Origin of the sequence: Algicola sagamiensis DSM 14643, from assembly GCF_000374485.1 — a bacterium.
GTDB classification, from domain to species: Bacteria; Pseudomonadota; Gammaproteobacteria; order Enterobacterales; family Alteromonadaceae; genus Algicola; species Algicola sagamiensis.
On record NZ_KB894503.1, the window covers coordinates 22,048 to 41,659 of the forward strand.

Here is a 19,612-nt window from a genome sequence, read left to right on the forward strand (position 1 = left end):
GGACGATGAATATGACAAGTTTAACGATGGAAAGTATCTTGCAAAGTGTTGCGCAGGCAAAAGCACGAGGAGAACAAATCTTTGATTTTAGTTTAAGCAATCCGAATCTTGGGATCCGTGCGGAAATGAAGGCTCTCCTTTGTGATGTCATCAATCAGGAAGACGATGCCATGTTTGGCTATGCGCCCAGCCAAGGATATTGTGAAACCCGCTCAGCCATTGCAAAGCACATACAAGTGCACTCCACACGAGAACGAACCGCAGAAGATATCACAATTGTACCAGGGGCTGCTGGAGGACTATGTGTTCTGATGAAAGCTTTATTGGAGCCAGGGGAGGAAGTGATTGGTGTGAAACCATACTTTCCTTCCTATGTTCACTACATTGAGCATGCCAATGGGCACTATATACCTGTCGATTGTGATCCAACGTTTGAGCTGGATGTGGATGCAATCATGAGGGCGATCACGCCACTAACAAAAGTGATCTTACTGAATTCGCCGAATAATCCCAGCGGACGAATTTACTCAGCGGAAAAGCTGCAAGTACTATCTAATCGATTACTGGATTTACGTGAGAAAGAAGGGCGCTTTATCCATGTGGTTTCTGATGAAGCCTATGAGCGCGTCACTTATAATGGGAAGCTGCCTCCAACGATTGCTGATTATTATCCAAATTGTTTGCGTGTTGTTTCCTTCTCAAAGGATTTGGGATTTGCGGGCCTTCGAGTAGGTTATATAGAATCAACACCGCAATATCGAGAAGTGAAGCTGCAAGTGCGGTTAGGGGAGCTGATCCGTAACCTTGGTTACGTCAACACTTCAACGATTCTCCAAAAAGCGTTGGTAAAGGGGTTAAACCTGACTGTCCCGATGGCAACCTATAAAGAGCAGTGTGATGTATTGAAGCAAGTATTGGATGATGCAGATATTCCATTTGTGGAACCAGAAGGCGGTTTATTTTTATTCGCCAAAGCCCCCAATGGGGACACAAACCAATTTATAGGCCAGCTGCTCAATCAGGGAATTGTCGTCGTGCCTGGTGCAATGTATGGGATGTCTGAGTACTTCCGTATTAGTACGACGGTTGATATTGAAACAATCCGCGCTTCAGCATCTGCCTGGAAAGTGTAAGTCCAGCAGAAAGCGAGCCTTTTTAGAGAGGGGAGATTTCCCTCTCTAGTCTATTAAAAACCTTCCTATCAAGTTTTTTCTCTGATTCTTACATCAACAGATGTGCTGAACATCTACCCAAAACTGACAAAAACAGAGTCTTTAGTGTGTTTTTTGTGTGAAATATAATTCTTTATTTTTAAATAATAATGCTTAAGTGTTATTTTATTTCGTTCCCTAACCACTTGTTTTTGATAACAAATAAAACATAAGCATGAAAAACACTCAAGTGATCATCTTTAATTCCGATACAGTAAGTGTCCAGACAAGATACAAAATCAATAAAAAGCGAGTGTCAAATTAAGTTTTAACCTACTGATTTAGCTAGTGTAACTAGCTTGGGAGAAGAACGATGCCTTTATTTGTAAACACAAACACCTCAGCGTTAAATGCCCAAAGACAGCTGTTAAATTCAGGTTCTGATTTAGACACAGCATTTAAACGTTTATCAAGCGGCTTAAGAATTAATAGTGCAGCAGATGACGCTGCGGGCCTACAGATTTCTGACCGTCTAACATCACAAATCATGGGCTTAGAGCAAGGGAACAGAAATGCAAATGATGGTATCTCACTTGCTCAAACAGCAGAAGGTTCGATGGACGAAGTCACTTCGATGCTTCAAAGAATGAGAACTTTGGCGCAACAGGCGGCAAACGGATCCAATACAGATACAGACCGTTTATCTATCCAGCAAGAGGTTCATGATATTCGTAGTGAAATTAACCGAATCGCAACGGATACAACATTTGGTGGCCAGAACCTACTTAATGGAACCTATAATGGTATTTTCCAGGTCGGTGCTGATGCAAACCAAACGATTTCATTCACGATGACCTCAGTCACTTCAAACTCAGGCGCACAAATTAGTGTAACGGGTGGTTGGCAGTTATCAGGGATTGCAGCAGCAGCAACAGCGATGGATACATCTGCAACCAATGCTTCATCTTTCTTTAAATCAACAACGACATTATCTGTCAGTACAGCAGCAAACGCACAATCTATCTTGGCAAATATTGATGTACTGATAGCGGTTGTTGATAGGAAACGTGCAGAGCTTGGTGCGGTGCAAAACCGATTCCAGTCAACGGTTCGTAACCAGTCGAACATTGCAGAGAACCTTTCCGCAGCTCGCTCAAGAATTCGTGATGCAGACTTCGCAACAGAAACAGCAATGTTGACTAAATCACAAATTCTACAGCAAGCAAGTACCACCATTCTTGCTCAAGCAAACCAACGTCCTCAAGCAGCATTGAGCTTACTTGGCGGATAAAGGAACACTCATTTTAAAAAAACCCAGTCGATTGACTGGGTTTTTTATGCTCAAGTATTGAAGATATCAGCCGATAACAAAATTGCCCCCATTTTATCCAGCCAAATTTTTATTTCTTAAAAATAACCCCATGAAAAATAATTGATTTAATGAAAACCCTTCTCAAATCGGCCTTCCGGCTCCTATTCAGGATCCAATATGCTAAAAAGTCAGAAATTTTCTTAAAGTTTGAATTTTGGATGCCGATGACCAAATTAACCCGGCAAAATCGGTACAAAACACAAGCACGGGAAAAGACGTAACAAAAGTAGTATTTCAAAAAAAGTGAACACTCAGGAGAAGAACGATGCCTTTATTTGTGAATACAAATACGTCCGCACTGAATGCGCAAAGACAATTGTTAAAATCAGGCGCATCTCTGGATACCGCTTTTATGCGGCTTTCCAGTGGCTTACGGATCAATAGTGCGGCAGATGACGCCGCAGGTTTACAAATTAGTGACCGCGTGACATCCCAAATTATGGGGTTGGAACAAGGGAATCGAAATGCAAATGATGGGATATCTTTGGCTCAAACAGCTGAAGGTGCCATGGATGAAGTAACATCTATGCTACAACGTATTCGAACGTTGGCGCAACAAGCAGCGAACGGGTCGAATACAGCAACAGATAGACTTTCTTTGCAACAAGAAGTCCATGATTTAAGGTCGGAAATTAATCGAATAGCTACAGATTCAACGTTTGGTGGCCAAAATTTATTGAATGGTACTTATAATGGGATTTTTCAGGTTGGTGCAGATGCGAACCAAACCATTTCTTTTACCATGACTTCGGTTACCTCGAATTCTGGTGCTCAGATTAGTGTTACCGGTGGTTGGCAATTATCAGGTATTGCAACCGCAGCAACGGCATTGGATACGACGATGACGAACACCTCTTCGTATTTTAAGTCGACAACCACTTTATCCGTGAGTACAGCGGCGAATGCTCAGTCTATTTTAGCGAACATTGATGTGCTGATTGCGGTTGTTGATAGGAAACGTGCAGAGCTTGGTGCGGCACAAAACCGATTTCAATCAACGATACGTAACCAGGCGAATATTGCAGAAAACTTATCAGCTGCACGATCCCGGATACGCGATGCAGACTTTGCTGCAGAGACTGCATCTTTAACGAAATTTCAAATATTGCAGCAAGCAAGTACAACGATACTTGCACAGGCAAATCAACGGCCACAAAGTGCGTTGACTTTGCTGGGAGGATAAAAAGCTGAGCCAGAGAAGGTTCAGTGATCATATTACGATAAAAAGGTAGTACAACCATCTCCTGAGCTAACGCTCGTTTAGCCGGGGTCACTCCCGGCATTTTTCCTTGGGATGGTTTGGGTAGAGAACGAATAAAAAACCTCCAAATGCTTTGTTGTACGAAAAAGATTAGTGACAAAGAACTTAAAGTTTTTCAATGATTTTTTGTCGCGAAGGGCTGCTCCAGCTGTTCTTGGAATCAGCCACAACTCAACGAAGCAAAGTGTTATTTGCTGATTTGTTGGCTTTCCAGCGATTTGGATTGCCCTTGCACAAGTAACTTAGTAGGAGGCATGTATGCCATTATTCGTAAATACCAATACATCTGCGCTGAATGCGCAAAGGCAGTTATTAAACTCGGGGGCACAATTAGATACTGCGTTTAAGCGGTTATCTAGTGGTTTAAGGATCAATAGCGCGGCTGATGATGCAGCAGGGTTGCAAATTGCTGACCGTGTCACTTCCCAGATTATGGGTTTAGAGCAGGGAAATAGAAACGCTAATGATGGGATTTCATTGGCACAAACAGCGGAAGGCTCCATGGATGAAGTCACAGCAATGTTGCAACGAATGCGGACACTTGCACAACAAGCTGCGAACGGTTCGAACACAGCAACTGACCGTTTATCGATTCAGCAGGAAGTGCATGATTTACGCTCAGAGATAAATCGGATAGCGACGGATACAACCTTTGGCGGTCAAAACCTATTAAATGGATCTTATAATGGTACATTCCAGGTTGGTGCGGATGCGAACCAAACCATCTCGTTCACGATGACTTCTGTGACATCAAACTCTGGGGCACAAATTAGTGTGACAGGTGGATGGCAATTATCAGGCATTGCATCTGCGGCAACAGCTTTGGATACATCAGCAACAAATGCAGCATCATACTTTAAGTCAACAACGACTTTATCGGTCAGTACTCAGGCAAACGCTCAGTCCATTCTCGCAAATATTGATGTACTCATTGCGGTTGTGGATAGAAAACGGGCTGAATTGGGTGCGGTTCAAAACCGATTTATGTCTACTGTACGCAACCAGTCAAACATTGCAGAAAACCTATCCGCAGCACGCTCTCGGATCCGTGATGCAGATTTTGCGACGGAAACAGCAAGTTTGACGAAATCCCAAATCCTGCAACAAGCCAGTACAACAATTCTTGCTCAGGCTAATCAAAGGCCGCAGGCAGCATTGTCATTATTGGGCGGGTAAATTCTCTTGAGTGAATTCGGAGTTGAGCAGTACTCCGTCTTCATTCTCTTCATGAAAATAACCGCATCATGACATCTGTGATAAAGCTCATATCTGGTTTTCGGATCACCAAAATAAAGATAGCGAGTACGACAAGTGGTAAAACAACGATCGCGAAATTTGTGATATAGGTGTGGTACATTCGCATCACTTTTTCTTCTTCTGCGGTATAAGGCTGTGGCTTATCACGCAAAGAGAATATTTTGGGTATTTTGAAGTTTCCATACCAAATATCCAAGATTTCAAGTGGAATGATGATCAAGACAATCAGCATTAGTTTTGCTTGCAACCAGGAATGATGAAAAAATCCGAATTTGAAAGCTAAAGTTAATCCAGAAGTCAGCATGACGATCAGCGCGATATGTTCGATGACGAGCGTGATAAAAAAGCCTTTGTACACGACATAAGTTGCTGGGTGATGCTCGCCAATATGTTTACGTACTTTTCGAAGAGTAAGCCAGGAGCCAAGTGCTGGCCCCAACCAAAAAATGACAGCCGAAATATGGATAATCTTTGCAAGATGATAAAGACCGAGATCAAAAAAGCTCATGGCTGATATCTTTCATAGTTTTTGAAAATGGTAAAAGAAACAGCCAAAATCCAAAGTGTACTCCAAGCCATAGCGACTCCTGCGCATACTTCACCCCAAAAGTAATCCTGTATTGCGGTTGTGAAAGATAAAGCAATACCAAAGAACCATGCAGGAATACCAATTTGTAAGATACGTCTCGGAAGCTTTGCATTTTGGAAAAGCAGGATGTTGAGGATCAAGCCACCAACATTATAAAAACCATTACCAATAAATCCAGACAGTTGAATGGCTATGTTTTCCAATAGACGAACAATGGGTTCAGTTTCACCGATTTGGTGTGCATAAGGCAATACGAAAGCTAAAATCGTCTCAGCAGAAATATCTGGGACAATACCTAATCCCATCAATGCGAGTGCATAGATTTTTAAAAAGCTATGTGGCACAAAAGTAGATAACATACATGCGAACAAGAATAACCCCATTGCAGCAGCCATCCAGTTGAGCCAGGTCAATTGCCAAATGAGTAAATTTTGCTGAATAAATTCATATCGCGCGGGAAAATCTAGTGGGCTATTGATCATGCCATAACGAATCACAACGGACAGGAGAATACATGCAAGGGTGATCAGGCAGAAAATGATGACACCAGCGGGCATCATATAACGGGCTAAATTTTGATTCATCTGGATATTATGATTAGAACCACGTAAGCAGATCCTAGCATATCAACCCATTCAAAAATAGTTCATGTAACGGTTGGGTTTTATTTGTGTAACAGGAATGTTTTATACACTTTAAACTTTGAGTGAATTGTTATTTGTGGCTGAAAATTTCCCAATTTTTGATAGTATCTGCGCTCAAATGGAGAAGTAGATACAATGCATTTATATTTTTGAGCTGATTTGATAGCAGAACACGCAACACGTGTCATGCTTTAATAGGACGTAATTCCTCAGTAAATAGAGCTTAAAAATATGTTGTTGTATCGATAGACGTAAACGAATAGAAAAATGATGCAAGAAAAAGAAAATTCAGATCACATTGCCGAAGAAGAATATGTTGAGCCGACCAGCGAGACGAAAAGCAAAAATATAAAGCTTATCGTTGTTGGGATCGTATTCGGTATTCTTTTCATCGTTGGAGCCTTGTTCTTTGTTCTTCAGACGAAAAATGCCAAACTACCGCAAATCACAGCAGAACTCGGTCCTGCTGCGCTTTATATTGAAATAGAAAAACCGAAGAAAAAAAAGAAGAACAAGAAACGAAATGAAAGAGAAGATAAAGCTTACACCTTCTTTGATGTCGATAGCAGTGGATTTGCAGAGCGGACAACATGGCTGAAAAAAAACGAAGGTCTTATTGCATTAGATAGAAATCAAAATGGTGCCATTGACAATGGAGAAGAGTTATTCAGTAATGAGACTCGTCTTGCAAATCAACTCAAAGCGCCCGATGGTTTGGCAGCTTTACGAGATCTCGATAAGAACCAAGATGGGCTATTAGACAGTGAAGATCCTGATTTTGATCGCTTACGTATTTGGCAAGATAAAAATCATAATGGCCGGAATGATCCGAAGGAAGTCTTTACGCTCACTTCATTGGGCATAGACAGAGTTGAATTCCTTGTTGATAAGCCAAGTGCGCTTATCTACCGAGAGGGTAAGAAGAAACCTATTTTTCCGCTTGTTTTTGAGCGCCAGCCAAAAAAGTCAATGTCATTGGATGAACTTCATGACCGCAAGCTTAAGGTTTCAAAAGCGGTCAAATCGCTTCCCGATATTGGTAGTCAGGGAAATGTGCATTCTTTTCATCAAGCGATTATGAAAGATAAAAGCGGAAAGCTATACAAGCTCGCAAAGCAGTTTAATCAGGAAAAACGATATCAGCGCCAGCAATCGATTTTGGATAAAATGATGTATCGCTGGGCCAATACAGACGAATACTTACAGAATTATCCATTGGAAAAAAAGACGCAGTGGTTAAACACCTTATTAGCTTTTGAAGGTCGGCCATTTGTTGAAGGTCATATACCTGAAGAAGATCAGAAGATATTCAAACTACAGTACCGAGAACTGAAAGCCAGAATTTATTCGCAGTTGGTTTGGCAAGATCAACTAAAACGTTATTCTGAATTGGTTCGGACGACGAAAAATACAGGTTATGGGAATCACCTGACATTAAGTTTATTGGTGAAGCAGTTTATTCAGGAAATTAATGCACAGCCAAGAGAAGCAAAGGATTTATATCGCCGCTTACATGATATGCTGTGGGGTTATGATCCGAATCATCAGCTATATATTAGTCGCTTTCGGAGTGAGCTACTGGAGTTACTCCTCAAAAGTGACCTTCAAGAAAATCAGATCCGTTTTATTTTGAAGTCAATAGGTGAGCCTGTTGGCACGCGTAAGCGTGATCGGTTGAAAGGAAATGAGCGGCCAAATATCATTTTTGCTTTTGGCGGTCACGATATCGTTCATGGTGGTGATGGTGATGACACGATTGTCGGTGTCACTGGTAACGATAAATTATATGGAGAAGATGGAAAAGATCGACTGTATGGCGATCAGGGGCACGATGAGCTAACTGGTGGAATGGGTGATGATACTATCTATGGTGGCTCTGGAAATGACAACCTATATGGTAATGGTGGCCTGGATACGCTGATTGCTGGCGCTGGAAATGATATTTTGGATAGCGGACCAGGAAATGACTATATGAATGGCGGATTAGGGGATGATACATATGTTTATCAGTCCGGGGATGGGATTGATACGATCCATGCAGAGGGGAATAAAAAGTCGCATCAGGATAAATTGGTATTTGGTGCTGGGATCAGCCCAAAAGATATCTCATATCGCCAAGATGGGATGACGATGGTGATCCAGTTTAAGGAATCTAAAAGCAACATTAGTATACAAGACTGGTATAAGTCGGATCATTTTAAGCTCAAGTCTGTTGAATTTGCAGATGGGACAAAACATACTCGACTTGATATAGAGGCGATGTCACAAGAAAAGTAATACCCCGACTTTAACAAACAAAAAAGCAGCCAATCGGCTGCTTTTTTGTGGTGTATTTTCGCTTATTGCATTCCGCGTGGTGCTCTACAATCTTCATTTTGCTCTGAGAGGTACTGAAGCCAAGCATCTTTTGGTAAAAGACCTGTGCCAGATGACTGAACTTTAGGCTTCTTCTCTTTTGCGGCCGCTTTTTTCGGAGCTGCTTTTTTCGGAGCTGCTTTTTTTACAGCGGCTTTCTTTGGCTCAGCTTTTTTAGGTGCGTCTGCTTTCTTCGCAGGTGCTTTTTTCGCTGGTGCTTTCTTATCATCTGTTTTTGCAGTGGCAGCCTTCTTGGGCTTTTCTTCCTTTTTCGACTTGGTTTGAGTCTCAGTTTTTCCTTGCTGCAATTCTTCGGTTAAAGTGACGAAGTCAGCAAGGCGAATCGATTTGCCGCCGTCAACATTATACCAACTTCCTTTTTGCTCTATTGTAGGTGCTTTGCCGTTTGCTTTTTCATATACCTTTGAAAAATCAGCAAGAACTTGTTCTTTATCAAGCTTACTCATTCCAATTCCTGTTCACTATTAATTTTGAAAGGTCGAATTTATACAATCTTTTACGCAGAACCGCAATTTTTCAAGGAATAACTGGCTTTTTTTTGAGTGAATTGTAACATTTAGCGGAAATTTTTAGGAAAGATGGGATCTTTATGCAAAGAAAAGCACTCGTCCAATACCTTGATGAGTATTTGAAACCAGGCTCAATCAAAGACTTTTGTCCGAATGGACTTCAGGTTGAAGGGTCAGAAAAAATTACGAAAGTCGTTACAGGCGTTACAGCATCTCAAGATCTGATCGATGCGGCAATTCAATCTGGTGCTGACACAATCTTGGTGCACCACGGCTATTTTTGGAAAGGTGAACCGCAACCAGTCACTGGGATGAAAAAAGCGCGGCTCAAGCGCCTTTTGGAAAATGATATGAATTTACTTGCGTATCACTTGCCATTAGATATACATCCTGAGGTTGGAAATAATGTCCAATTGGCAAAATTATTAAATATGAATGTCACACGTGGCTTGGAAGCTTACAACCCGCAAAGTGTCGCTTTAGTCGGTGAGTTACAACGCCCAATGAAAGCGAATGAATTTGCACGCCTTATTGAAGTCAAACTGGGACGTAAACCACTTGTCAGTCAGGTTTCCGATGAGTTGATCAAAACAATTAGCTGGTGTACGGGAGGGGGACAGAGCTTTATTGATGCCGCTGCTGTTCAAGGCATTGACGCATTTCTTTCTGGGGAAGCTTCGGAGCAAACGATTCATACCAGTCGAGAGATGGGCGTTCACTTCTTTGCCGCAGGACATCATGCAACTGAAAGGTATGGTGTGAAGGCACTCGGAGAGCACTTAGCAAAGCAGTTTGAATTAGATGTTCAATTTATTGATATCGACAACCCCGTCTAGCGTTCTATTTAGCGCGTTTTTATGTTGTCAATCAATCATGGTCGAAAGCTATTCTTCTTGAGCTTCTTCGACCATCTCATCCATTACCTCTTCTGGCTCTCCCGTTGGTGATGTCAGCTTCGCAACACCTAAAAGTATCATTGATTGAATCGCTGCTCCTGACTTGGCAAGCTGTGCTGAGCTTGGAATAAACCCGGTCCAGTCAACTTTTTGATTCGGATAAGTAAGAAAGTCGGTTGACACAGGTGTTGGAGATAAGCCTTGTGCATTCAATAAATGTCGGGCACGGGGCATATCATTCGCAGAAGTCACAAACACTGTATTACTGTTCGTAATAGGGTCACTGGCATCATCCCCCGATATTTCCATCAACGTAGAACGCTTGGATATTCGAGATTTTGACAATCCGAGATCTGTTGCAAAATTGGCCATTGCATCCAGATCTTCATCACTAGCAGGTTCCAGTCCAGTAAAAATCACCGTTGCTCCGGTGTATTTTTGAGCAAGCTTAATCCCTTCACTAACACGGCTTAATCCACAAGGGTACAAGTTTGACGTTGAAGTCAGATCCGGGCTGTGACGATTTCCACAGTTGAGTACAGCGATATATTTTGGATCTTCTTTGATAACTTTGATTTGATAGTATCGTTTTTCGATGATGTGCCCAAGAGAGTTTGCCCCCGGTGCGGTGGAAAACCAATAAAATATGCCCCAGAAAACGAGAATAAAAAACCCGCCAAAGGTAAAGTCGTTTTTGAGTCGTCCCAATAAATAAAATAAAAAGAACAATAAGAAGATTGGGAGTGGTAGAATCACTTTACTGACGATTGAGATCATTTTAAAAATCCGCTCTATGCCACACAAAAATGATGGTCGAAACTTCGATGATATTGCGACCAAGTTTCAAAAAAATATTTACCACACTCCTAAGGGTATCATCAGAAAACAGATCTTGCTTAGAGATCTTCAGGAAATACCATGTCTTAGTCTAGATGAACCCATAAAAATTTTAGACTTAGGTGGGGGAGAAGGCACAATTTCTATTGAGTTGGCCAAAATGGGGCATGAGATAGTGCTATGCGATATTAGTGAGACAATGTTGTCGCTCTCGAAAGCCAATGCGCACAAAGATGGTGTTTCTTCAAAGTTTACTTGGTTGCAAACTTCAATTCAGGATTATCCAGAAGATGAAAAGTTTGATTTTATTCTATGCCATGCTGTTTTTGAATGGTTGGAAGATCCACAGGAAGCATTGATAAAAATCAGTCGTTTGCTTTCACCCAATGGCATTTTGTCTCTCATGTTCTACAACAAGTCAGCGATGCGTCTTGGCAATATTCTATACGGAAATTTCGACTATGTTCGTCAGGGAATGAAAGTCAAAAAGCAGGTGAAACTCAATCCAAGTCACCCGCTGGATCCTGAAACCGTGTTTCAGTGGGTAAATGAGCTACCACTGGTCTTGTTGTCGAAAACAGGTGTCCGTTGTTTTCATGATTACTTATTTGATCGACAGCTGGACGAGTCGCGTTTATTTGAACTCCTAGACATGGAGCTAACTTACAGTCGAATCGAGCCTTATGCTTCCATTGGAAAATATATACATTGCTTAATCAGAAAGGACAAATGATGCAGCAGTCTATTGGACTCATTTCATTGGTCGTCAGAGATTATGATGAAGCGATTGTGTTTTATACAAATTGCTTAAACTTCACTTTGATTGAGGATACGTATCAACCTGAGCAGGATAAACGTTGGGTTGTTGTTGCGCCTCCTGGCTCAAAAGAGTGTGCGCTATTACTGGCAAAAGCATCAACTCAATCGCAGGAAAGCCATATTGGAAACCAAACTGGTGGCCGGGTGTTTTTATTTTTATACACAGATGACTTTTGGCGAGATTATGAGGCGATGCAAGTAAAAGGTGTATCCTTTGTAAGAGAACCCGTGGAAGCGCCTTATGGAACCGTTGCAGTGTTTGAAGACTTATATGGTAATCAGTGGGACTTGTTAGAGCGCAACATATAGCCGCTTCTTCAAGCCGTGTCTTTTTTGCTACTGAGAAGGTAGAGACAGACAACTGATTCAAGGTACGCTTGAGTTGTCTGCCTCTAAATGACTTCGCTGTATATCGCATTTTTCAAAAAAATTGCGATTCTATGCCTCACGATGGGTGTTTTCCCTCGGTTTATTTGGCTTTTTCCGTTAAACGACGTCCAAAAGCAATCGCGTATGTTGGACGGCGAGCATGTAAAATTGGGTCGGCAGAAGGTTCGATTCCCGGTGCTAAAGCCAGTGGATCATAGTTAATGTTGTCACATTGACCTTTCGCTTCAGAAGATACAGAGCGAAGTGTGAGTCTTGCTGCTGTCAGTTGCTTGTGTGGACCTTTCCACATTTTTGCAGCATTGTTAATGTCGTCATTCTCGTTTGCAAAGGTAATGACCATGTCCCAAGAGACCTCACCTGCTTTTAAGTTCTTTTGGATATTTGAGAAGAAAAAATCTTGGTTCGGTTTTGTGACTATCGAATGTTTTTTCGTCGGGAGAAATGCCCATCTCACAGCCGTTTTTTTGCCTTGCTCATTGACCAGATAAAAGCTATTGATGCTGTTAAAATACATCGCTTCATAGGGCTTTAGGGTCTTATCTTTTTTGGCCATATGTGATTTAAAGGCTTTTATCTCTGGATATTTGACTTTAAAATCCGCAAGAGCCTGCTTGCCCTTTACCTTGGCTTGCATCAACTCTAAAAAAGCCTGTGGTGTAGATACTGGGAAGAAATCTAAAGTATTCATGCTCATTGCTGAGTATTGACCCTCACTTGTTGTGATCGCCAGCGCCATCCCATATTCACCGACTTTATTGTCACTTGGACTCAGCTTTCCCCCTTTGTGAGAGAGGCGCCCAATCACTGTTGACTCACTTTTAAACATTGAAGCATTTGAGTAAAGTTCAATTTGCTTATCTACTGGCGTGAGTTTGCCCTGAAAGCAGAACCCTTTGGTGTGGTTTCGCCTTTTCCCCTTGTGCTTTCCAAAAAGTTTTTCAAAAGCATCGACAGTTGGGAGTGATGTGTTATCAGCGGCATGAACAGAAAGAGTCGCTCCCAGTAGTGCGAGAGTGATAGCTGGAGTAAGTACTTTTTTCATGGTGAATTCCTCTATGATGTGTGCAAGCGATAATGATGCGCCACACAAATGAATACTAAATATAACCGACAATTAAGTTTGTGAAATGATAGTTTGCGCACAAACAATTTGCGTTTGAGATTTTGTATTAATCCTGTACTATTTGTCAAACATTTTTTAATGAGAAGGACTTTTATGTCACTCGTGCTCGAAGATCAGGTGTGCTACACACTTTATTCCACCTCAGGTCTGGTGACCCAAGCATATAAAGTATTACTTGAGCCTTTGTCTCTGACTTACCCGCAATTTGTGGTGATGATGGCGTTATGGCAAAAAGACGATGTATCCGTCACTGAGCTTGCAAATAGAATTGGTTTAAATAAAGCAACAATGACACCAATGCTTAAGCGGTTAGAAGGGATGGATCTCATTACCAGAAACTATGTGCAGGGCAATGAAAGACAAAAATCAATCGTCTTGACGCAATCAGGACGCAAACTGATGAAAGGAGGCGAAAAGGCAGCAAAACAAGCGTGGTGTGCGACTGGGTTGAGCGTTGAAGAGACTCAGCAACTCATGTCCCTGTGCCAAAAGATAAAGCTGAACCTGTCCAAGTAGATGATTCGACGACTTTTTTTATTGACGCGACTCGTCGCTATCAGAAGTGCAAAGCGATCTTTATTCGAAGAGGAAACACCAGACGCCTATGAAAAACAGATAGTGATAATTCACTTGAACAAGATCAACTTTCGTATTGTGAAAAAACCCGAGTGATGTAGGGACAAGAGCTGCCTTTTCAATGATTGTTATGGTAACATCGGGAAATGTTCAAGGCTGGCAAATCGCCAGCTTTTATTTTTAAACAGATTAGGTGTGTGCTGGAGCAATCAATGGCGCTTGTAAATTGTCCAGAGTGTAAAAAACGTATCTCAAGTAAAAGTAAATCCTGCCCACATTGTCAATTAAATTTGGTTGATCTGACAGAAGAAGACTTAGAAAAAGTCTCATTAAAGCGAAAACGTAAAACGCGTGATCAGGTCATGTCCCAAAACTACATCGCCGTACTCATGGTTCTTGTTGGGTTTTCATATACTTACTGGAAGTCCCCACAACCGGAGTCCATTCCTTACTATGCCTGCATGGCTTCTATCATGATTGGTTGTTTGATTTATGTAGTTAATCGTGTTCGATTGGCTTTTCTAAAATAAACCCGCACAGTAGTTTACATTGAACAGAATCGTTTACGACATGCATGATGGAACCAGATGAATGCTTCTAACCAATAAAAGAATATTGAAATCATGAATTTGGATGCAATGGTTCAGGGGCTAACACCTGAAACGTATGAAAAATTAAAATCAGCTGTTGAGATAGGAAAATGGGAAGATGGAACGTCACTTACAGAAGAACAGCGTGAATCTTCTTTACAGCTTGTACTGGCTTATCAAGCACTTGTTTTGGACTCGAACGAGCCGTTTACAATTGCTGGAGATGGCCAGATGGTGATGAAGTCAAAAAAAGAACTTCGTGAAGAAATAAACAATAACAATGAGATTGCAAGGTTTACGAACGATGATATTTAGGAATTTGTTTAAGCCCAAATGGAAGCATACAGATGAGCAAGTACGTTTATCTGCTCTCACGACGCTTTCAGTGAGCGATGTCCAAGAACAAGAAATTCTCAAGTCTCTAGCGGAAGAAGATCCATCGGAAACGGTTCGTCTCAAAGCATTAGAAACATTAAATCAGTTTGAGAGTTGGTGGCAGGCAAGTCAGAATGAACCAAGTAATCGTCTAAAGCATGTTGCTTCCAAGCATGTTCAAGAGGCAGTCCTTGGCCAGTCGGAAATCGTTATCTCGAAAGAACAAAAACAGAACTTTTTAGAATCTCAAAAGCAAACGGCATTATTGGAAACCATTGCCCTTGGTGATCAGGATGATGAATTACGTCGTTATGCATTGAAAAAGCTTGATAAAGAAAAGCTATATTTAGATGTATTTATTGATGTGACGGTCAGCCAGGAAGTTCGTCGTTTTGCATTTGAACAGCTCTCGTCGATTGCCCTTTACGAAAAAGCGTTGAAGCGTCTTTCGAGTGAAGACCCTTTCTATAGTCTGATCCGTGAAGAGCTACACGAAATGAAAGAAGCAGCGGAGAAGCCTGGACGCTTGCTGAAAGCACTAAATTTGATCTTGGCGAAATTAAATGCGCTGAAGGATAAAACAGACTTCCCAGTGATCCGTGATAGCCGTCAAAAACTAATTGCCGAGTGGGACGATCTCAAAGTTGAAATGAATTGTCTTGATACAGAGCAACAAGCAACAATCACAGAAAAATACCAGAAAATCCGAAATAGCTTGGATCGCATTATTGCACCTCTGGAGACACAATGGAATCAAGCACAGCAGGAAGCCGCCTTACGCAAAGAAAAGCAGGAAAACAAAGAAAAACTTGAAACAGTACTGAAAGTACTTGAACAACAACTGCTTGCAGCTTCAGAAGTTGGGCGTGATTTTGATCAAGATGCATTCCGTCAAAACCTCCAGGCACAATCATCTTTGGCATCACAACTTGTGTTGGATAAAGACATTCAAGTCAAGTTGGTTAAGAAGATAGAAAATCTGTTTTCATTGCTTGGTCAAATGCCGTTGGTATTAGAAAAAATATCAGAAGCAAAGCAGCTCATTCGTTCGTTCTCAGAAAAAGCAGTACCAGAGACTATTGAGCAACTCAATGAACACTATGCTGATTTCATGGCCTGGAAAAAACAATGGTATAAGAATGAAAAAGAATTGCCTTTAAGTTTGCCAGAGGATTTGAAGTCCGAATTTAAGGATATTGTCAGCGCTTGGGAAAGTTCAGCTCAGCCATTATTAGAGATGCAGGATAAGTCCTTCCAACAAACACGCCGCAAGTTAGGTGAATTAAAACGCCTTCTTTCTTCAGGCAAGTATAAGTCTGCTTTTGGTCTCTATCGTAAGCTGACTTTTTGGTACAAAGACCTGAATGAAAAACACCGACAACGTTTACAAAAAGACTGGCAAACTGTTGAAGAGCAAATCAAAGATCTCAGTGATTGGCAGGAATATATCTCGACGCCACGTAAACATTCTCTCGTCGAGGAAATGTCTCAACTCGCTGAAGAGCCAATGGATGATCCAGAAGAACAGGCGAGGAAAATCCGGTACACGAGAGAAGTTTGGAATAGCTTGGGCCGCTCAGAATCGGAACAAGACAAGGAACTGAACGACGCATTTAATGCTGCAAGTGAAAAGGCTTTCCAAATTTGTCGCGAATATTACGCTCAGAAAGAAAAAGACCGCGCATGCAATTTAGAGGCAAAGCAAAAAATCTGTGCTGAGCTTGAATTGCTCCAGTCACAACTCAATGATGAACAAGCGCAATGGGGGAAAATTGAGTCTCGAATGAGCCACTTATCCCGTGAGTGGAAAGGGATTGGCCCAGTTGATCGTGAACATGTGAAGTCACTTCGCCAGCGCTTCCAGTCTGCAATTACGCCATTAAAAGTAGCAATTCAAAGCCAACAGTCAGAAAATAAAGCAGTGAAGAAGGATTTGGTCAATCGAGCAGTTGCTTTAGCTGAACACGATGATGTTTTTGAAGCTGTTGAATTACTCAAGTCTTTGCAAACTGACTGGCGTAAGGTTAGTTTCGCTGGACACGCAGATGAGCAAAAACTCTGGCAGGCATTTCGCAAAGCCAATGATGTTGTTTTTGAAAAACGCGATACATTGAAAGCATCGATGAAAGCTGAGCAACAAGAAAAGTTTGATGCATTTCATGAGCGATTAAATGAGTTGGAGAAAGGTGTTTCTCAAGTCCAGCAAGTGCAAGAGCAACATACTCATCAGGAGGCTATCCAAGCGTTTATTCAAGACGCTCAGGCAACGCTTGGTAAAGGATCTAACCGTTTTGTGAAGCGAGCAAATACGCTATTGGATAAGCTAGACAAGCATGTCCGTGCATTTGAACAGGCGGAGACGGGGCGTTGTTATCAAACATTGTTCAATACGATCGGGGCTTATATTCATGGAGCGAACGAATCAGAGGCATTTCATTCGGATGTTATCATTGCCGACTGGCTTACAGAAACAGGCCATAGTCGACATGATTTAACCTTGATGCTTGAGATCCTGAGTGATATTGAGAGTCCAGAAGAAGACAAACCGCATCGTATGGCCGTGCAAATGGATATGTTAGCCAATAAACATAACCGTGGTACAGTCGATCAGCAGGATGAGCTTCTTAAACAGTGGATTAGTGCTGGCGCGTTTGTCGAGTCAGATGCACCGCTCCTCGAACGTGTAAAAGTGATTTTCCTTTCTTAGATTCTTGTCATCATCACATCAGTAAACCAGTTGAAGTCCTTCTGGTTTACTGGGTTGATGCATTATACAAGTCAATATATTTTTTCGTTAACTTCTCAAACAACTTCTCTTCTTTTAGTTGTGCAACCGCTTTTCCTAATTGTTCAGCTAATGGCTCACAAGGTGACTTCTTGGAAAAAGCGATATACATTTTATCTTCCGCAGCATAGACAGGGAGTGGACCAATATATTCGCCAACTCCCAGGCGTGCAATGGTAAGTTGTCCAGAGTAAAGTCCAAGCACCAAATATTCTGCGCGACGGCGTTTGACCATTTCAAATGCTTGTTCCCAAGAATTGACTTCAAACATCATAAGGACTTTATTCGCAACCATGCTGTCATAGGGTTCACCATAGCTATTTCCACTTTGCATGACGCCTTGTTTACCAATCAAGCTACGAAGATTTTCAAATGGAAACATATTGTCTTTCCGGGTAAAGACAGCAGCAGGGTCAAGAGAGACTTCGGGCTGAATAAAGGTCAACCAACTTTCTCGATCCGTATTGAACCAAGGACCAATGAGCATATCAACAACACCCATCTTGACGACTTGCTGAGCTCGACTCCAATTTCCTGACACGACAGGTTTTGATGCGACACCAATTCGATCAAGTGCTGTCTTGGTAAACTCGATATAACTGCCAACAAGTTTATCATTTAGATCCCAAGTGACAGGTGCGTATTCTGGGTTGCCTGTCATGGTAACAACATTACAGGACTTACCAAGCGCAATGGTTGGCTGGATGCAGAGGATTAAAGTTATTAAAACCTTAAATAGAATAAAGTGCTTCATAGTCGGTTAAATTCGTACTTTCACCCCATTGAATATAGGCGAGGCTTGTTTAGTTTATCAACTTGTCGACGAAGATATATCCATAAAATTGATTTGAAATGAGTATGGATAAAGGTCTAACCCGCATCGTTCGAACTATACAACTTTTGTTCGAATAAAAATAATAAGGTAAATATCATGATCAAAGCATATGCTGCGCAAAGTCCAGGTGGTGTCTTAGAGAGGTTTGAGTTTGAAAGAGGGCCACTGTTATCGAATGAAGTGGATATTGAGGTACTCCATTGTGGCATTTGTCACAGTGATTTAAGTATGCTGAATAATGACTGGGAAATTACAGAATATCCATTTGTCGGTGGACACGAAGTTATCGGAAAAATAAAGCAAGTTGGTGCTGAAGTCAAACATTTGCAAGAAGGGGAAATTGTTGGACTAGGGTGGCATGCCGGTTACTGTATGACGTGTGACTGCTGTATGCAAGGTCATCATAATCTTTGTCATGAATCAGAATCAACCGTGGTGGGTCGTTATGGTGGTTTTTCGACAGAAGTAAGAGCAAAGGCTCATAGTGTCATAGCATTACCAAAGGAATTACCTCCCGAAGTCGCTGGACCATTGTTTTGTGGCGGGATCACCGTTTTCACACCATTACTTCAATATGATATTAAACCCACCAGTCGTGTGGGTGTGATTGGTATCGGAGGACTAGGACACCTTGCGCTTCAGTTTTTGAAAGCATGGGGGTGTGAGGTGACAGCATTTACATCCAACGAAGCGAAAAAACAAGAAGCTTTGGCGCTTGGTGCACATCATACAGTCGATTCCCGTCATGGAGAGATCCAACAAAAATATGATTTGATTATTTCAACGGTGAATATCAAATTGGATTGGGATCGTTATGTCTCTTCATTAGCACCCAATGGTCGCCTTCATTTTGTTGGGGCAACACTGGATCCTCTTGATATTCATGTATCCCCGATGATTGCTGGTCAGCGTTCAATGTCCGCGAGCCTGGTTGGTAGTCCTGCCGGGATTTCGACGATGCTTGAATTCGCAGCAAGGCACCAAATCAAACCCGTAGTTGAACACTTCCAGTTTGATCAGATTAATGAAGCCCTAGCGCATTTGCGAGACGGAAAAGCGAAGTACAGGATTGTTTTAAGCCATTAGTGTCTGTTGATCTTTCAGCAGTAACAGCGTGCATTTCTGAAAGTTTTACAGCGCCTTATCCTGCGACAATTTGTCGCATCGGCAAGATGCTTTTGCACAGGTATGATGTGGATCACAAAATCGACAATACGTGAACCGATA

The 19,612-nt window shown here is 41.7% G+C and carries 19 protein-coding genes; 13 read left to right on the forward strand and 6 right to left on the reverse strand.

All coding sequences use genetic code 11. From position 1 onward, the window contains the following. The first annotated feature begins 11 nt into the window (after positions 1 to 11). The 4 genes from C505_RS0116380 (at position 12) to C505_RS0116400 (ending at position 4,960) form a co-directional block, all read left to right on the forward strand. Complete coding sequence (locus C505_RS0116380; protein ID WP_018693717.1) at positions 12 to 1,133, forward strand: aminotransferase class I/II-fold pyridoxal phosphate-dependent enzyme; 1,122 nt, start codon at positions 12 to 14, stop codon at positions 1,131 to 1,133. A gap of 391 nt (positions 1,134 to 1,524) precedes the next feature. Then, positions 1,525 to 2,442, forward strand: coding sequence for a flagellin N-terminal helical domain-containing protein (locus tag C505_RS0116385; RefSeq protein WP_018693718.1), 918 nt, complete (start codon positions 1,525 to 1,527; stop codon positions 2,440 to 2,442). A gap of 346 nt (positions 2,443 to 2,788) precedes the next feature. Continuing rightward, positions 2,789 to 3,706 carry a flagellin N-terminal helical domain-containing protein gene (locus tag C505_RS0116395; protein ID WP_018693720.1) on the forward strand — a complete coding sequence of 306 codons (918 nt, stop codon included), beginning with the start codon at positions 2,789 to 2,791 and terminating at the stop codon, positions 3,704 to 3,706. Positions 3,707 to 4,042: 336 nt separating this feature from the next. Continuing rightward, entirely contained in the window at positions 4,043 to 4,960 is a 918-nt protein-coding gene (locus C505_RS0116400; protein ID WP_018693721.1) for a flagellin N-terminal helical domain-containing protein, read from the forward strand. A gap of 49 nt (positions 4,961 to 5,009) precedes the next feature. Here C505_RS0116400 and C505_RS0116405 read toward each other — a convergent pair whose 3' ends face one another. Together C505_RS0116405 and C505_RS0116410 are read right to left on the reverse strand one after the other, a co-directional pair. Further along, complete coding sequence (locus C505_RS0116405; RefSeq protein WP_018693722.1) at positions 5,010 to 5,549, reverse strand: hypothetical protein; 540 nt, start codon at positions 5,547 to 5,549, stop codon at positions 5,010 to 5,012. After that, complete coding sequence (locus C505_RS0116410; RefSeq protein WP_157369133.1) at positions 5,546 to 6,214, reverse strand: hypothetical protein; 669 nt, start codon at positions 6,212 to 6,214, stop codon at positions 5,546 to 5,548. The genes C505_RS0116405 and C505_RS0116410 overlap by 4 nt, the downstream gene beginning before the upstream one ends. 327 nt (positions 6,215 to 6,541) lie before the next feature. On the opposite strand from C505_RS0116410, the gene C505_RS0116415 reads away from it, so the two are divergent. After that, on the forward strand, positions 6,542 to 8,551 hold the full coding sequence (locus C505_RS0116415) for a calcium-binding protein (RefSeq protein WP_157369135.1): 2,010 nt from the start codon (positions 6,542 to 6,544) through the stop codon (positions 8,549 to 8,551). A gap of 62 nt (positions 8,552 to 8,613) precedes the next feature. Here the strand turns inward: C505_RS0116415 and C505_RS0116420 are convergent, their stop codons facing one another. Then, complete coding sequence (locus tag C505_RS0116420; RefSeq protein ID WP_018693725.1) at positions 8,614 to 9,096, reverse strand: hypothetical protein; 483 nt, start codon at positions 9,094 to 9,096, stop codon at positions 8,614 to 8,616. Positions 9,097 to 9,239: 143 nt separating this feature from the next. Here C505_RS0116420 and C505_RS0116425 point away from each other — a divergent pair, with 143 nt between their 5' ends. Continuing rightward, positions 9,240 to 9,995: a Nif3-like dinuclear metal center hexameric protein gene (locus tag C505_RS0116425; RefSeq protein ID WP_018693726.1), complete on the forward strand. Its 756-nt coding sequence runs from the start codon at positions 9,240 to 9,242 to the stop codon at positions 9,993 to 9,995. Between the two features lie 48 nt (positions 9,996 to 10,043). On the opposite strand, the gene C505_RS0116430 is transcribed toward C505_RS0116425, so the two are convergent. Further along, positions 10,044 to 10,832: an ElyC/SanA/YdcF family protein gene (locus C505_RS0116430; protein ID WP_018693727.1), complete on the reverse strand. Its 789-nt coding sequence runs from the start codon at positions 10,830 to 10,832 to the stop codon at positions 10,044 to 10,046. 16 nt (positions 10,833 to 10,848) lie between these two features. Here C505_RS0116430 and C505_RS0116435 point away from each other — a divergent pair, with 16 nt between their 5' ends. Both C505_RS0116435 and C505_RS0116440 read left to right on the forward strand, forming a co-directional pair. Further along, positions 10,849 to 11,625: a methyltransferase domain-containing protein gene (locus C505_RS0116435; RefSeq protein WP_018693728.1), complete on the forward strand. Its 777-nt coding sequence runs from the start codon at positions 10,849 to 10,851 to the stop codon at positions 11,623 to 11,625. Next, the gene (locus tag C505_RS0116440; protein ID WP_026318038.1) at positions 11,625 to 12,020 is read left to right on the forward strand and encodes a VOC family protein; all 396 of its coding nucleotides are present in this window, start codon (positions 11,625 to 11,627) and stop codon (positions 12,018 to 12,020) included. Before C505_RS0116435 ends, C505_RS0116440 begins: the two co-directional genes overlap by 1 nt. A 160-nt stretch (positions 12,021 to 12,180) precedes the next feature. Here C505_RS0116440 and C505_RS0116445 read toward each other — a convergent pair whose 3' ends face one another. Next, on the reverse strand, positions 12,181 to 13,143 hold the full coding sequence (locus tag C505_RS0116445; RefSeq protein WP_018693730.1) for a catalase: 963 nt from the start codon (positions 13,141 to 13,143) through the stop codon (positions 12,181 to 12,183). A 174-nt stretch (positions 13,144 to 13,317) separates the two neighbouring features. On the opposite strand from C505_RS0116445, the gene C505_RS0116450 reads away from it, so the two are divergent. The 4 genes from C505_RS0116450 to C505_RS0116470 all read left to right on the forward strand — a co-directional run bounded on the left by C505_RS0116450 (position 13,318) and on the right by C505_RS0116470 (position 17,472). After that, positions 13,318 to 13,740, forward strand: a complete 423-nt coding sequence (locus C505_RS0116450) for a MarR family winged helix-turn-helix transcriptional regulator (RefSeq protein ID WP_018693731.1) — start codon at positions 13,318 to 13,320, stop codon at positions 13,738 to 13,740. A gap of 272 nt (positions 13,741 to 14,012) precedes the next feature. Further along, positions 14,013 to 14,330 (forward strand): hypothetical protein, encoded by a 318-nt coding sequence (locus tag C505_RS0116460; RefSeq protein WP_018693733.1) that lies wholly within the window; start codon positions 14,013 to 14,015, stop codon positions 14,328 to 14,330. Positions 14,331 to 14,423: 93 nt separating this feature from the next. Then, positions 14,424 to 14,705, forward strand: a complete 282-nt coding sequence (locus tag C505_RS0116465) for a YeaC family protein (RefSeq protein WP_018693734.1) — start codon at positions 14,424 to 14,426, stop codon at positions 14,703 to 14,705. Further along, complete coding sequence (locus C505_RS0116470) at positions 14,695 to 17,472, forward strand: DUF349 domain-containing protein (protein WP_018693735.1); 2,778 nt, start codon at positions 14,695 to 14,697, stop codon at positions 17,470 to 17,472. Before C505_RS0116465 ends, C505_RS0116470 begins: the two co-directional genes overlap by 11 nt. Positions 17,473 to 17,518: 46 nt before the next feature. Here the strand turns inward: C505_RS0116470 and C505_RS0116475 are convergent, their stop codons facing one another. Beyond that, positions 17,519 to 18,304, reverse strand: coding sequence for a substrate-binding periplasmic protein (locus tag C505_RS0116475; protein ID WP_018693736.1), 786 nt, complete (start codon positions 18,302 to 18,304; stop codon positions 17,519 to 17,521). A gap of 177 nt (positions 18,305 to 18,481) precedes the next feature. Here C505_RS0116475 and ahr point away from each other — a divergent pair, with 177 nt between their 5' ends. Next, entirely contained in the window at positions 18,482 to 19,471 is a 990-nt protein-coding gene (gene ahr, locus C505_RS0116480) for an NADPH-dependent aldehyde reductase Ahr (RefSeq protein ID WP_018693737.1), read from the forward strand. The last annotated feature ends 141 nt before the right edge of the window (positions 19,472 to 19,612 follow it).

What these genes read in the sequence shown, in the direction of transcription:
- C505_RS0116420 (WP_018693725.1), bottom strand. Translation starts at nt 9,096, where the DNA reads ATGAGTAAGCTTGATAAAGAACAAGTTCTTGCTGATTTTTCAAAGGTA.
- C505_RS0116445 (WP_018693730.1), bottom strand. Translation starts at nt 13,143, where the DNA reads ATGAAAAAAGTACTTACTCCAGCTATCACTCTCGCACTACTGGGAGCG.
- C505_RS0116395 (WP_018693720.1), top strand. Translation starts at nt 2,789, where the DNA reads ATGCCTTTATTTGTGAATACAAATACGTCCGCACTGAATGCGCAAAGA.
- C505_RS0116435 (WP_018693728.1), top strand. Translation starts at nt 10,849, where the DNA reads ATGCCACACAAAAATGATGGTCGAAACTTCGATGATATTGCGACCAAG.
- C505_RS0116400 (WP_018693721.1), top strand. Translation starts at nt 4,043, where the DNA reads ATGCCATTATTCGTAAATACCAATACATCTGCGCTGAATGCGCAAAGG.
- C505_RS0116380 (WP_018693717.1), top strand. Translation starts at nt 12, where the DNA reads ATGACAAGTTTAACGATGGAAAGTATCTTGCAAAGTGTTGCGCAGGCA.
- C505_RS0116465 (WP_018693734.1), top strand. Translation starts at nt 14,424, where the DNA reads ATGAATTTGGATGCAATGGTTCAGGGGCTAACACCTGAAACGTATGAA.
- C505_RS0116475 (WP_018693736.1), bottom strand. Translation starts at nt 18,304, where the DNA reads ATGAAGCACTTTATTCTATTTAAGGTTTTAATAACTTTAATCCTCTGC.
- C505_RS0116425 (WP_018693726.1), top strand. Translation starts at nt 9,240, where the DNA reads ATGCAAAGAAAAGCACTCGTCCAATACCTTGATGAGTATTTGAAACCA.
- C505_RS0116385 (WP_018693718.1), top strand. Translation starts at nt 1,525, where the DNA reads ATGCCTTTATTTGTAAACACAAACACCTCAGCGTTAAATGCCCAAAGA.
- C505_RS0116460 (WP_018693733.1), top strand. Translation starts at nt 14,013, where the DNA reads ATGGCGCTTGTAAATTGTCCAGAGTGTAAAAAACGTATCTCAAGTAAA.
- C505_RS0116450 (WP_018693731.1), top strand. Translation starts at nt 13,318, where the DNA reads ATGTCACTCGTGCTCGAAGATCAGGTGTGCTACACACTTTATTCCACC.
- C505_RS0116405 (WP_018693722.1), bottom strand. Translation starts at nt 5,549, where the DNA reads ATGAGCTTTTTTGATCTCGGTCTTTATCATCTTGCAAAGATTATCCAT.
- C505_RS0116440 (WP_026318038.1), top strand. Translation starts at nt 11,625, where the DNA reads ATGCAGCAGTCTATTGGACTCATTTCATTGGTCGTCAGAGATTATGAT.
- C505_RS0116410 (WP_157369133.1), bottom strand. Translation starts at nt 6,214, where the DNA reads ATGAATCAAAATTTAGCCCGTTATATGATGCCCGCTGGTGTCATCATT.
- C505_RS0116470 (WP_018693735.1), top strand. Translation starts at nt 14,695, where the DNA reads ATGATATTTAGGAATTTGTTTAAGCCCAAATGGAAGCATACAGATGAG.
- C505_RS0116415 (WP_157369135.1), top strand. Translation starts at nt 6,542, where the DNA reads ATGATGCAAGAAAAAGAAAATTCAGATCACATTGCCGAAGAAGAATAT.
- C505_RS0116430 (WP_018693727.1), bottom strand. Translation starts at nt 10,832, where the DNA reads ATGATCTCAATCGTCAGTAAAGTGATTCTACCACTCCCAATCTTCTTA.
- ahr (WP_018693737.1), top strand. Translation starts at nt 18,482, where the DNA reads ATGATCAAAGCATATGCTGCGCAAAGTCCAGGTGGTGTCTTAGAGAGG.